The sequence below is a fragment of the Streptomyces atratus genome (genome assembly GCF_040655115.1).
Classification (GTDB): Bacteria; Actinomycetota; Actinomycetes; order Streptomycetales; family Streptomycetaceae; genus Streptomyces; species Streptomyces atratus_D.
Genome location: NZ_JBFAJH010000039.1, coordinates 34,620 through 47,969, shown reverse-complemented (window position 1 = coordinate 47,969; position 13,350 = coordinate 34,620). Strand labels below are relative to the sequence as shown.

Here is a 13,350-nt window from a genome sequence, read left to right as displayed (position 1 = left end):
GTGGAGAGCGGCGCCGCCCTGCATCCTGTCACCGCACCCCCGGCGGGCCTCGGGCTCGCCCCAGGCAGGTTCAGCCCATCGACGCGTCGAGCTCCCGCACCCTGCGCAGGGCCTTGACGTACAGCTCGCGCTGCTCGGGGTCCTCGTAGCGGTGCAGCGGCGTCGTGATCGCCAGGGCCGTCTGCGGCCACCGCGCGCCCTCGAAGAGCGGGACCGCGAGCCCGCACGCACCGGTCACGTACTCCTGCTCGTCGATCGCGTACCCGCGCTCGCGCGTCCCCTCGAGCTCGACGACGAGGGCCTCGCGGGACGTCAGCGTGTTCTCGGTGCGTGCCGGCAGGTTCCCGTCGGCGTCCCCGAGCCTGTCGACCGCTGCCGGCGGCCCGTACGCGAGCAGCGCCTTGCCCGACGCGCGCGCATGGATGTCTCCGGACACCCCCACGCGCAGGTCGGCCACACGCACCGAGTGCGACCCCTCCTGGATCGCCACGATGGTCACGTCTCCGTCGTGCCACGCCGACAGGTACGCCGTCTCGCCGATCGCGCTGACGACCGTTTCCAGCATGTCGTAGGCCTCTCGGCTGGGCCGCCAGTCCGCCTCGACGCGCGAGCTCAGGGAGAGGATCTTGCGACCCCCGAGGCTGTACTCGCGCTCGTGGCGCTGCAGGTAGCCGGTGTAGACGAGGGTGGACAGCAGATGCGACACCGTGGCCAGGTGCAGGCCCGCGCGCTGCGCGATGACCTGCGCACGCAGCGGTGTGTCGCTCTCGGCGACGATGTCGACGATGTCGAGGGCCCGGACGACCGACTGGACCAGGTCGCGAGGTGCCGCAGGGTCAGATGCAGGGTTCCTGGCCGTCATTTCTCCAGGCTATCACTCACATGGTGAGAGTTTGGCGATGATCGATCGCAATGTGGTTGCGCTCACCTGTTGACATCACACTTCGCCGCCCACTAAGAATGCCATCACGAAAGCTGCTATCACATGACGATAGTTTTCTAACGGCGGAACTGGAGACACCATGACGGCAACGTCGCTGGCAGCCATCCCCATGGTCTCGACGCCGATCGGCGACATCGGGCAGATCGGGATCCTCGTCAACGACTTCGACGCCGCGCTCGACCGCTACGGCCGTATGTTCGGGATCGAGGAGTGGACCTGCTACCACTACACCCCTGAGTTCTTGCGCTGGTCCCGCTACGGCGACGCCGAGGGCAGGTTCGAGATGCTGCTCGGCATGGGCGGCTCCAGCCCGCAGGTCGAGCTCATCCAGCCGCTCGCCAGCCCGAGCATCTATCAGGACTTCCTCGACGCGGGCCACGTCGGCCTGCACCACCTCGGGGTCTTCGTGGACGACCTGGACGAGGCGATCGCCCGCATGGCCGAGGCGGGATACCACGTGACCCAGACGGCCCGGGGCTACGGCCTGAACGGTGATGGCGGGTTCGCCTACTTCGACACCGAGAACGACCTCGGCGCCGTGATCGAGGCGATCGAGGTCCCCAGCGTGCGCCGCCCCGGCGAGGTCCGCCGGACCGCCGGGGCGGCGGAGCCGGCCCCGGCACCGGTCGTCGAGGCTGGCCCGCGGGCGCCCCGGATCGACAACCCCCTCCGGGCCGAGAGCGTGGCCGTCGTCGGCCCCTCCCGCGACCCGTGGAAGACGTCAGGCCGCACGCTCGACTACCTGTCCCGGCTCGGGTTCGACGGGCGGTACTACGCGGTCAGCCCCGTCCACGACGAGGTGCTCGGGGTCCCCACGTACCCGTCGCTCTCCGCCCTGCCCGAGGTCCCGGACGTCGCGGTGCTCGTCGGCCCCGCAGACCGCGTGATCGAGGACCTGCGCGAGTGCGTGGCGATCGGCGTCCCCTTCGCGGTCGCCTTCGCCAGCGGGTTCGGCGAGACCGGCCGGCACGACCGCGACGAGAAGATCCGTGCGGTGCTCGCCGAGGGCAGCACACGCCTGGTCGGCCCCAACTGCATCGGCTTCATGCACGTCGGCCGGTCCCTCACCGCGACGTTCTCGTCGGTCCTGCAGCGCACCCCTCTCCCGGCCGGCCACGTGGCGCTGTTCAGCCAGAGCGGCGGCCTGGGCAACGCGCTCATGCAGTCCCTGGTCGCGCGCGGCGTCAGCGGGCTGAGCGCCTGGGCCAGCTCCGGCAACGAGATCTCGCTGGGCTTCACCGACTGGGTCGGCTGGCTCACCGCCGAGGAGGACACGCACGTCCTAGCCTCCATCGTCGAGAGCTTCCGCCCGGGCGACGACCTCGAGGCCGCGGCCGCGGCAGCCGGCGAGCGCGGGGTCCCCGTGGCGGTGCTCAAGCTCGGGCGCTCCGCCCGCGGTGCGCTCGGCGCGCAGTCGCACACGGGGAAGCTCGCGGGCAGCGGCCGGGTCGCCCAGAGCGTCCTGCGCCACCGCTTCGGGACGGTGTGCACCTCGCCCGAGCAGCTCCTCGACCTGGCCGAGACGTTCGACGTCTTCGCCGGCAGGCTCGCCAGGGACGACCACGAGCTCACGGTCGTCACGACCTCCGGCGCACAGGCCGTCCTCTGGAACGACCTCGCCGAGGACCGCGACCTCACCTTCCGCGACCTCGGTACCGAGGCGGCCGCCAGGATCGCCGTGGCCGTGGGCAGCGACCACGTGGGCAACCCCGTCGACGTCGGGGTGCAGCTGACCACCGCCGACTACGTGCGCATTGTCGACAGCGTGGTCACGACCTCGACGGGCGGGTGGGTCATCGTCACCGCGACGCGCCTGGCGCACGACTTCGACGAGCTAGCCGCCGGCATCGCGGCGATGGACGTCCCGGAGGGTGTGCGGGTCGTTGTCGTCCCGCTGTCCGAGGACGACCGTGTCACGACCGAGCAGGCGCAGGTGTTGCGCGCCGCGGGAGCGATCGCGCTGCCGACCGCCGCACGCGCCCTCGACGCGATCGCGTCCGCGGCCTCGTGGGCGAAGGTCCAGCGCACGCGTGCCGCGCGCGGCCAGCTCGTCGGCGCCTCCCTGCGCTCGGCGGCCGCTGCCGGCGGCACCGAGCACCTCACGTTCCGCGAGGTCGCCGAGGAGCTCGCTGCGGCTGGAGTCCCCGTGCCCGCCAGCCGTGCCGTGCGCGACGTCGAGTCCGTCGTCCGCGCCGCCGAGGAGATCGGCTTCCCCGTCGCGATCAAGATCGACGACCCCGACATCCTCCACAAGGCCGACGCGGGCGGCGTCTTCATCGGCGTCGACAGCACCGAGGCCGCGCGCGACGCGGCGGTTCGCCTGACCGCCATCCAGTCCGAGAACGCCACGATCTCCGTGCAGACCATGGCCCCCGGCAAGACCGAGGTCCTCGTGGGCCTGCGCCGCGACCCCGAGTTCGGCCCCGTGCTGGTCCTGGGCGCCGGCGGCGGCATGACGGAGGCGATCGACGACATCAGCATCCTGCCGCTGCCCACCTCGCGCCCCGAGGTGCGCGACGCGATCGCCGCCGTGCGCGTCGTCGCCGCCGGGCTGCGCAAGGACCCCGGCGCGCAGACCCTCGACGCCCTGACCGACGCGGTGAGGGACGTCGTCGCGTGGGCGGAGCAGCGCGGGGACGTCCACGAGTTCGAGTTCAACCCGATCCTGGCAGACCCCGAGACGGCCACCGTCACGGTCGTCGACGCCGTTGTGTCTGTCCTCACCCTGGAAGGAACCAACTGATGAGCACCGCCACCCCCACCGGCAAGGCCGTCCCCAGCAAGCAGGTCAGCGACGAGGACGTCGCCTACATGAAGAGCTTCCTCGGCCAGTCGGCCGTGATCGTCCAGTGGAACGAGGAGGCAACCGCCGACACGATCCGCCACTACGCGTGGGGCATCGGTGACGAGAACCCCCTGTGGCTCGACGAGACCTACGCGAAGAACACCCGCTTCGGCACCCGCGTCGCCCCGCCGACCTTCCTGTACTCGGTCTGCGACGCCGAGCTCGCGATGGGCATGTCCGAGGGCCTGCAGGCGCTCCACCTCGGCGCCGACGTCGAGTTCCACCGCCCGATCCGCCTGGGCGAGCGCATCCGGGCCCGATCCTTCGTCGAGGACGTGCGCGAGCGCGAGGGCCGCCGCTCCGGCCGCCTGGTCGAGCAGGTCGGCCGCACCGACTACTTCGTCGGCGAGGAGCTCGTCGGCACCGTGCGCAACACGATCGTCTGCGTCGCCCGCAGCACCGAGAGCACCCGCATGCACGAGCCCCGCGACCCGCACGTGTACACCGACGAGGAGATGGCCCAGATCCGTGCCGAGATCCTCGCCGAGGAGATCCGCGGCCCGCGCGCCCGCTTCGCCGGCACCGTGCACGTCGGCGATGTGATCCCCAAGGTCGTCAAGGGCCCCCTGGACCTGATCACCATGACCGCCTACTACGCGGGTGCGATCGGCACCGCCGGCTACCGCGGCGTCGAGACTCGCGTGCGCCAGCAGGAGCGCGTGCGCAACGGCGACCCGACGGCGCCGACCAACCTCGGCCCCGAGCACTTCCTGTCCGAGCCGTTCCCGAGCCTCGGCCACCAGGACGCCGCGATGGCCCGCGCCATCGGAATGCCCGGCGCCTACGACAACGGCAACCAGCGCGTGTCCTGGATGACGCACTGTGTGACCAACTGGATGGGCGACGACGCCGACCTCCTGAAGATCTCCGTGCGCATCAAGCAGCCCGGCGTCTTCGGCGACACCCAGTGGATCGGCGGCGAGGTCACCCGCGTGTTCGAGGACGAGACGCACGGCGCCTGCGCCGAGCTCACGCTCAAGGCCGTCAACCAGCTGGGCGTCGAGACCACGACCGCCGTCGCGATCGTCTCCCTGCCCGAGGCCTGAGCGACCCGCACCCCCGGTGCCCGAGGACGTGCACAGAAGAAGGAGTGACCAGTGAACGGTCAGGTTGAGGAGTATTCGGTCGTCGTGGTCGGCGCGGGGATGGGCGGCATCTACGCCCTGCACCGCTTCGCCGAGCTGGGGCACTCCGTGCACGGCTTCGAGGGGGCGCCCGGTGTGGGCGGCGTCTGGTACCACAACGCCTACCCGGGCGCCCGCGTCGACATCGAGAGCGACAGCTACTCGTACATGTTCGACGAGGAGCTCTACGCCGGCTGGGACTGGAGCGAGCGGTACGCCGCCCAGCCCGAGATCCTGCGCTACCTCAACTACGTCGCCGACCGGCTCGACGTGCGCCGCAACCTCTCGCTCAGCACCCGGGTGACGTCGGCAGAGTGGAAGCCGGGGAAGAACAGGTACCTGATCACGACCGACACCGGCCGCACGGTGCGGGCGCGCTACCTGGTCATGGCGACGGGCAACCTGTCCCGTCCCAAGGACCCCGAGTTCGAGGGCCTGGGCGACTTCGAGGGCGAGTGGTACCAGACGGCCCACTGGCCGCAGACGCCCGTCGACTTCGCGGGCAAGCGGGTTGCCGTCGTCGGCACGGGTTCCTCGGGCGTCCAGGCGGCGACCGAGATCGCCAAGACCGCCGGGCACCTCTACGTCATGCAGCGCACCCCGAACTACGTCGTCCCGGCGCTCAACCGCCCGGCCGACCCGGTGAAGAAGGAGCGCCTGTCGCGGAAGGTCCTGGAGTTCCGCGACGAGAGCTACGCGACCCCCGTCGGGTACGTGATGCCGCCGCCCGTGGGCCGCGGCGTCGACTACTCGCCCGAGCAGCGCCTGCAGATCCTGGAGACCCGGTGGGCGTTCGGCGGGCAGTGCCTGCTCGGCACGTTCACCGACCAGGGAACGAACATCGAGATCAACGACGTGGTCTCGCAGTTCGCTCGCAGCAAGGTCGCCCAGCAGGTCGACGACCCGGAGACCGTGGCGAAGCTCATACCGACGTCGTACCCCCTCGGCACCCGCCGACTGGTCATCGACACCGGCTACTACCCGATCTTCAACCAGGACAACGTCTCGCTCGTCGACCTGCGCAGCGACCCGATCGAGCGCATCACGGCGACCGGTATCAAGACCCGGGACGCCGAGTACGAGGTCGACGTCATCGTGTTCGCCCTCGGGTTCGAGGCGTTCACCGGCGCCCTGGACCAGGCCAACGTCCGCAACGAGCACCGGCAGCAGCCCAGCGACCGGTGGACGTACAAGCCGCAGACCTACCTGGGGCTCATGTCGAACGGGTTCCCCAACCTATTCACCCTCACCGGGGTCCAGAGCCCCAGCGTGCTGGCGAACTTCTTCACACTGAACAACTATCACGTCGACCTCGTCGGCAAGATCATCGGCCACGCCCAGGAGGCGAGGGCCGAGCGCGTCGAGCCGACCCTCGAGGCCGAGAAGAAGTGGGGCGACCGCTGCAACGAGATCGCCGAGCCGATGATCCGCCGGGCCGTGGACAACTACATGGTGCACGTCAACCGGTACGACGGGTCGCGCTTCTTCCTGCCGTACGCGGGCGGGTTCGACCGCTACGTCGCTGACGTCGACGAGTACCTCGGCGAGAAGTACGACGGGCTCGAGTTCACCAGCTGACCCGGACCCGCCGGTCGGCGGGCCAGCCCGCTGGTCCGCCGACCGGCACCAGAGACACCACGAGGAGGTGGTCATGAGTCTCGTCGTCGACAAGCACGTCCCCGTCGCCATGCGCGACGGCACGGTCCTCGCGGCCGACGTCTACCGGCCCGAGGGGGCGGAGCCCCGCTCCACCGTGCTGATCCGCACCCCCTACAGCAAGGACGACCCCGCGCACGCCAACACCTGGATCAACGTGCTGCGCGCCGCCGAGAGCGGGTGGGCCGTCGTCGTCCAGGACGTGCGCGGCCGGTTCCGCAGCGGCGGAACCTTCGACCCCTTTGTGCACGAGGCCGACGACGGAGCCGACACGATCGCGTGGGTCCGCGAGCAGCCGTGGTCCGACGGGCACGTCGGCATGGTCGGCGGCTCGTACGTGGGCATCACCCAGTGGCTGGCCGCCACCCGGGCGCCCGAGGGGCTCCTCGGCATCGTGCCGGCGAGCACCGCGGACGACGTCACCACCGGCTGGACGCACGAGGAGCAGAACCTGACGTTCGGGTTCCTCGCGCACTGGGCGTCCGTGCTCGCGGCCAGCAGCAAGGATCTCTCTCCCGAGGACCGCGCCCGTGCCGCCGCGCTCGTGCAGGGCGTGACGGACGGGCGGTACCGCACATTCGACGACCTCGTCGAGGCCGCGGGCGACCTCGCCCCCTACCTGCCGGACTGGCGGGACCGGAGCGGGGAGATCGTGGACCCCGAGGCGGCCGGGCGCGTCCGCGTGCCCGCGCTCGTGATCGCCGGGTGGTTCGACATCTTCGGCCCGGGAGCCGTCGCCAGCTACACCCGCCGCGACGCCGCCGGCACCCGGCAGCCGCACGACCGGCTGCTCGCCGGTCCCTGGGCGCACGGCGTGATGGGCGGCTGGTTCCCCGGGCGCACCTACGGCCCGGCGGCGTCGTTCGACGCCCTCGACCCGACCGGGCTCCAACTCGGCTGGTTCGAGGCGCTGCGCGACGGCGGCCCGGCCGCCGCCGACCCCGTCACGGTGTTCGTCATGGGTGCGGACGAGTGGCGGTCCTTCTCGACCTGGCCTCCGCAGGAGGCCCTGCCGGTCGAGGTCCCGCTGCGCGTGGACGGTTCCCGGCACGCTCTCGTGTCGGCCGAGCCCGTCCCGACGATCGGCGGGCGCACGTTCTTCCCCGGGTACAAGGTCGCCGCGAACGCCGGCCCCCGTCCCCAGGGATCCCTGGGCGAGCGCGACGACGTCGTCGTGCTCGTCTCCGACCCGCTGCCCGAGGACACCGACGTCCTCGGGGGCATCACCTGCACGCTCACCGTGGCGAGCGATGCACCGACCGCGGTCGTCGTCAAGCTGTCGACGGCCGACCACGACGGCGAGGTGGTGCTGCTGGCCGAGGGTTCCAGCCGCACCACCGCGAGCGCCGGGCAGGGCGAGACGATCAGCGTGGATCTCGGGCCGACCGCCGTGCGGCTCGCCCGGGGAACGCGCCTGTCGCTGACCGTCGCCGCGTCGGACTTCCCGCGTCTCGAGGACGGGCCCCGCGCGGGCGTCTCCGTGCTCGAGCCGGCCCCGGCGCTGCACCTCGACGTCGTCTGACCCTCCCCCCCAGGGCAGCACCCCACCACCAAGGAGAAGGCACAATGGCTGTGACTCGCTTCGACGACTACAAGGGCAAGTACAAGCACCTCAAGCTGGAGCGTGACGAGGACGGCATTCTTCTCGTCACGATCCACACCGATGGTGCCGAGGTCTACTGGGGCACGGACGTCCACGACAACCTGTCGTCGGTCTGGGGCGACATCGGCAAGGACCCAGAGAACAAGGTCGTCATCCTCACCGGCGCGGGCGAGACCTTCATCGACCGGGAGGTCCCGATCCCGGACAAGAGCTGGATCACTCCGGAGATCTGGCTCAAGCTCCACGCCGACGCGAAGCGTCTCGTGCTCGACCACCTCGAGATCGAGGTGCCCATGATCGCGGCGATCAACGGTCCCGCGCGCGTCCACAGCGAGCAGGCGCTGCTGTGCGACATCTCGATCGCATCGGAAGACACCGTGTTCGGCGACCACCCGCACTTCTCGGTGGGCGTCGTCCCCGGTGACGGCATGCAGGTCATCTGGCCGGCCGTGATCGGCCTCAACCGCGCCCGCTACATGCTTCTCACCGGCGTGGAGATCGACGCGCAGAAGGCCCTCGAGTGGGGTGCCGTCAACGAGGTCGTCCCCAAGGACCAGGTGGTGCCGCGCGCCTACGAGCTGGCCCGCCAGATCGCCAAGCAGCCCCAGCTGACGCTGCGCACCACGCGCATGCTCATGCTCACGGAGCTCAAGAAGGTCATGCTCCACGGCGTCAGCCACGGCCTGATGACCGAGGGCCTCGTCGCCATCGGCACGGGCTGGCAGCCCACGAAGGTGGAGGAGTCGGCCTGAGCCGACCCCGCTGCGTGGGGGCCGTGAAGGCGTTCGAGGTACGGCGCATCGCCGAGGCCGGCGACTTGTCCGCCTGACCGACCTGCTTCCTCGCCCTCTGGCCTTCGCGGTACTGACGGCGCAGCCTGCCGTCGTCTCCGTGTAGGGCCACCGCGGCCACGCCGTGCCCGAGCACGACCAGCTCCACGATCTCGAGCCGGAAGGTGCGTGACCCTGTGCTGAAGGTGATCGAGAAGAGCACGGCACCCCGGTCCCGTCCACGCAGGACGGGACCGGGGAGCCCGTTGAACGGTCCGTCCACTCCTGGGTCGTCCAGCCATCGCCCTGGCCAAGGTTCGCCGGGGCCGCTGTCGGCGTGTCCCCGCAGGTCCCGCGCGAGGTCGTCGGCGTCCTGACCATGGTCCTTCTGCTGTTCCTGAAGGTGTCGGTGGCCTTCGCGATGGTCGTCTCGTCACTGCTCGGCATGTACGTGCTGTGCGGCGAGACGCTCGTGCGAGGCCAGCCGGCCACCGTGCCGTACGCCGAGGTCGCCAGGTGGTCGCTGACATCTTCTCGGCGACCTTCTGGCTACTGCCCGTCGCCGTCCTGGTCGCGGTGGTCCTGATCCTCTTCCCGGAGATCGTCACCTGGCCGCCCGACCTGGGCGCGACGCAGTAGTGCCACGACGCGGCAGCACCACCCGTCCCCGGGGCCTGCCGTGGCTCCGGGGCCGCCCCGACAGCACACGCAAGGAGGCATCGAAGATGGCCGACACACCATTGCCGAGCGCGACGGACCCTTTGACGGGCGCCGAGCAAGAGCAGCTGCGCACCCTGCTCGCCAAGCAGGAGCTCTCCGAGAACATGGCGCGCTACTGCCGCGGCATGGACCGCAAGGAGCTCGGCCTCATGAAGTCGACCTACTGGCCCGAGTCGACCGAGAACCACGGCATGTTCGTGGGCACCTCCCACGACTTCTGCGACTGGACGATGGAGCTCCAGGAGCAGCTCGGCCACCGGGCCAACCACTACGTGACGAACATGCTGGTGGACCTGGACGGCGACCGCGCACGGCGGGAGACGGCGTTCATCTACGTGCGGGTGCGTCCGGGCGACGACCCCTCGGACGTGCTCTGCGGGCGCTACCGGGACCTCTGCGAGCGCCGCGAGGGCGTGTGGAAGGTGCTGTCGCGCACATGCGTGTGGGACTGGGCGCAGCGCCTCGGCCCCGAGGCGGATTACGCCGAGCTGTTCAAGATCCCGCCCACGTCGACCTTCGGTGGCCTGTACCCGGACGACCCGACCTACGACGCCGACTGGTGAACCCACCTCGCGCCAGCACAACTTTCATATTGTGACGGCTGCTTTCATGTTAGGATAGTTTTATGAGTCGCATCGATGTTGCTGTGGTCGGCGCCGGCCCCGTCGGGCTGAGCGCGACGATCGACCTGGCCCGCCGGGGTGTCAGCGTCATGGTGATCGACAAACATGCCGAGCCTGCGCTCCACCCGAAGTCCCGCGCCGTGAACGTCCGCACCATGGAGATCTTCCGCTCGTGGGGCATCGAGGAGCGGGTGCGCGCCGCCGGGCTCGCGACCCCTCCCGTGCGCTATCTCGGCAAGGACGCCGCCTCCCCCTGGAGCGACGTCGTCGAGTCCTCGGTGGTCGCCGACGGGGGCGAGAACGACCTCTCCCCGCTCCCTCTCGAGGTGTTCCTGTGCTCGCAGGACATCCTGGAGCCGGTCCTGCGCGAGGCCGCGCTGCAGCCTCCCGTGGACGTCCGCCTGTCGACGGAGGTCCTGTCGGTGATCGAGATCGAGGACGGTGTGCGGCTCGAGCTGCGCTCCCGGCTCGACGGCAGCACCGAGACGGTCGAGGCGGCCTACGTGATCGGCGCCGACGGTGCGCAGAGCGGCATCCGCGAGCAGCTCGGCATCGAGCGTGACGGCGAGCCCTCGCTGCAGCAGTCGGTGAGCGTGCTGTTCCGCTCGGACCTCATCACGTCGCGCACGGACAGCGAGTCCGCCTTCATCTACATCGACAACCCCGACACCGTCGGCACCGTGGTGTTCGTACCGGTCGACACCGAGGGACGTGTGGCGATGCTCGGCCGACCTCCGGTCCTCGACCGTCTGCCGGTCGACCAGGTCGACTGGCAGGAGCAGGTCCGCCTGGCCGCCGGGGACCCCGACCTGGACGTCGAGATCATCGACTACCGCACGTGGGAGGTCGGCGCCTGGGTGGCGAGCGACTACCAGAAGGGCCGGATCTTCCTCGCGGGAGACGCGACGCACGTCATGCCTCCTTACGGCGGGTTCAACCAGAACGCCGGCATCCAGGACGTCCACAACCTCACCTGGAAGCTCGCCGCCGTCCTGCGGGGCTGGGCCACCCCCGCGCTGCTCGGGACCTACGGCCCGGAGCGGCGCCCGGTCGCGCTGTTCGACCGCGAGGAGGCGGTCCTGAACTTCCGGTCGCACGTGGGGGCCGAGCACGATGGCCCGCGCACGTTCCGCACCGAGAACTTCCACCACCTCGGCCTGGACATCGGCTACCGCTACGACCAAGGCGCGGTCGTCCTGGAGCCCGACCAGCCCCGCGGCCCGTGGCCGGTCAGCACGTACACCCCGAGCGCCGCCCCCGGCGAGCGGGCCCCGCACGTGTGGCTTGACGAGGCGCGCACCACCTCAACGCTCGACGTGCTCGGTTCCGGGGTGACGGTCTTCGCGGCCATCGGGGCGCGCGCCGCGGGCGAGGCGGTCCGTGCGGCTGCCGACCACGGCGTGCCCGCCACGTCCGTCGACCTGGCCCCAGGGGCGCTGGCCACCTACGGGATCGACGCCGACGGCGCCGTGCTCGTGCGCCCGGACGGCCACGTCCTGGCCCGCGTCACCGACGACGCCCCCACCACTGTCGCGAAGGCGCTGGCCGCGATCACCGGTGCGCCGGTGGTCCAGCCCGCGTGAGAGAGGAGAACAGACATGCTCTTCCTGGTGGACATCCAGGTCCGCAAGCCCGAGACGCTCGACGCCGACGCGTGGGAGGCGCTGACGCAGGCCGAGAGTGACTACGGGATGGAGGCCCGGCGCGCGGGCAAGCAGCTGCACGTCTGGCGCAAGGCCGGGGCGTATGCCACGCTCGCAGTCTGGGACGTCGAGGACAACGACGAGCTGCACACGCTGATCAGCGGTTTGCCGCTGTTCCACTACCTCGACATCACGGTGACGCCGCTGGTCGTCCACCCATCGACGGTCCGGTGGGAGCAGATCCAGGCGGGCGGTGCGTGATGGGCATGCACACCCGCGGCACCCTGGATGCGCTGCACTCGCCCCTGGACGTCAGGTCGCTCCACCTGCGCAACCGGTTCGCGCTCGCCCCGATGACCCGCGAGATGTCACCGGGCGGGATCCCCGTGGCCGAGAACGCCGAGCACTACCGGGCCCGCGCTGCGGGCGGGGCCGCGCTGATCATCACCGAGGGCACATACGTCGGCGGCGAGGCGTCAGGGCACAGGGTGACGGTGCCGCACCTCACCGAGGCCGCGGCCGACGGCTGGAGACAGGTCGTCGACGCCGTGCACGCCGAGGGCTCGGCGATCGTCTCGCAGCTCTGGCACGTCGGGGCGCTGCGTGGCCCCGCCTCCCCGCTCAACCCGGGGGTGCCACCGCAGTCGCCGTCCGGCCTCGACCTCGACGGGAGACCGCTCGGCGAGCCCCTGACGACCGCCGGGATCGACGCGGTCGTCGCGGGCTTCGCCGAGGCGGCCGCGCTCGCCCGCAGGATCGGGTTCGACGGGGTCGAGCTGCACGGCGCCCACGGCTACCTGCTCGACGAGTTCCTCTGGCACCGCACTAATCAGCGCGAGGACCGCTACGGCAGCCGCACCGTCCTGCCGACGGAGGTCGTGAAGGCCGTGCGGGGCGCCGTGGGCGACGACCTCGCGATCGTCTTCCGCTTCTCGCAGTGGAAGGCCGACCGCTACACGGAACGCATCGCCGAGACTCCCCGCGCGCTCGAAAGCCTCCTCGTACCGCTGGTCGACGCCGGGGTGGACATCCTCCATGCCTCCACCCGGCGCCACTGGCTGCCCGAGTTCCCCGAGGACGACCCAACGCTCAGCCTGGCCGGGTGGGCGAAGCACCTCACCGGGGCCGGCGTCATCACCGTCGGGTCCGTCGGGGTCGACACCGAGTTCCGCGGCGCCGGATCCTCTGCCGAGAAGGTGCCCGTCGTGATCCGCGAGTCGCTCGAGGAACGCCTCGAGCTGCTCGCCGAGCAGTTCGACGCCGGCGAGTTCGACGTGGTCGCCCTCGGCCGCGCCCTGATCGCCGACCCCGCGTGGGTCGAGAAAGTCCGCGACGGCGCGCTCGACCGAGTCGTCCCGTTCGACCGGAGCCGGCACACGCTCAGCGGCGCCTGAGCCCACCTTCCCCGCCCCGCGCGGTACCA

At 70.9% G+C, this 13,350-nt stretch carries 11 protein-coding genes; 10 read left to right on the top strand and 1 reads right to left on the bottom strand.

What is annotated here, in order from left to right:
- Positions 1–70: 70 nt before the first annotated feature.
- Complete coding sequence (locus tag AB0I23_RS30485; protein ID WP_359114098.1) at positions 71–862, bottom strand: IclR family transcriptional regulator; 792 nt, start codon at positions 860–862, stop codon at positions 71–73.
- Positions 863–1,022: 160 nt separating this feature from the next.
- Here AB0I23_RS30485 and AB0I23_RS30480 point away from each other — a divergent pair, with 160 nt between their 5' ends.
- The 10 genes from AB0I23_RS30480 to AB0I23_RS30435 all read left to right on the top strand — a co-directional run bounded on the left by AB0I23_RS30480 (position 1,023) and on the right by AB0I23_RS30435 (position 13,321).
- Positions 1,023–3,686, top strand: a complete 2,664-nt coding sequence (locus tag AB0I23_RS30480; RefSeq protein WP_359114096.1) for an acetate--CoA ligase family protein — start codon at positions 1,023–1,025, stop codon at positions 3,684–3,686.
- Positions 3,686–4,834: an FAS1-like dehydratase domain-containing protein gene (locus tag AB0I23_RS30475; protein WP_359114094.1), complete on the top strand. Its 1,149-nt coding sequence runs from the start codon at positions 3,686–3,688 to the stop codon at positions 4,832–4,834. The genes AB0I23_RS30480 and AB0I23_RS30475 overlap by 1 nt, the downstream gene beginning before the upstream one ends.
- 51 nt (positions 4,835–4,885) lie before the next feature.
- Positions 4,886–6,490, top strand: coding sequence for a flavin-containing monooxygenase (locus AB0I23_RS30470; protein WP_359114092.1), 1,605 nt, complete (start codon positions 4,886–4,888; stop codon positions 6,488–6,490).
- Positions 6,491–6,563: 73 nt separating this feature from the next.
- The gene (locus tag AB0I23_RS30465; protein ID WP_359114090.1) at positions 6,564–8,090 is read left to right on the top strand and encodes a CocE/NonD family hydrolase; all 1,527 of its coding nucleotides are present in this window, start codon (positions 6,564–6,566) and stop codon (positions 8,088–8,090) included.
- 44 nt (positions 8,091–8,134) lie between these two features.
- On the top strand, positions 8,135–8,923 hold the full coding sequence (locus AB0I23_RS30460; RefSeq protein WP_359114088.1) for an enoyl-CoA hydratase/isomerase family protein: 789 nt from the start codon (positions 8,135–8,137) through the stop codon (positions 8,921–8,923).
- A 534-nt stretch (positions 8,924–9,457) separates the two neighbouring features.
- On the top strand, positions 9,458–9,580 hold the full coding sequence (locus AB0I23_RS30455; protein WP_359114086.1) for a hypothetical protein: 123 nt from the start codon (positions 9,458–9,460) through the stop codon (positions 9,578–9,580).
- Positions 9,581–9,666: 86 nt separating this feature from the next.
- Positions 9,667–10,224, top strand: a complete 558-nt coding sequence (locus AB0I23_RS30450; RefSeq protein ID WP_359114085.1) for a nuclear transport factor 2 family protein — start codon at positions 9,667–9,669, stop codon at positions 10,222–10,224.
- A 62-nt stretch (positions 10,225–10,286) separates the two neighbouring features.
- A complete protein-coding gene (locus AB0I23_RS30445; protein ID WP_359114083.1) occupies positions 10,287–11,867 on the top strand; it encodes an FAD-dependent oxidoreductase in 1,581 nt (526 codons plus the stop codon).
- Between the two features lie 15 nt (positions 11,868–11,882).
- Positions 11,883–12,188 (top strand): muconolactone Delta-isomerase, encoded by a 306-nt coding sequence (locus AB0I23_RS30440; protein ID WP_359114081.1) that lies wholly within the window; start codon positions 11,883–11,885, stop codon positions 12,186–12,188.
- Between the two features lie 5 nt (positions 12,189–12,193).
- Complete coding sequence (locus tag AB0I23_RS30435) at positions 12,194–13,321, top strand: 12-oxophytodienoate reductase (RefSeq protein ID WP_436847023.1); 1,128 nt, start codon at positions 12,194–12,196, stop codon at positions 13,319–13,321.
- Positions 13,322–13,350: the final 29 nt, after the last annotated feature.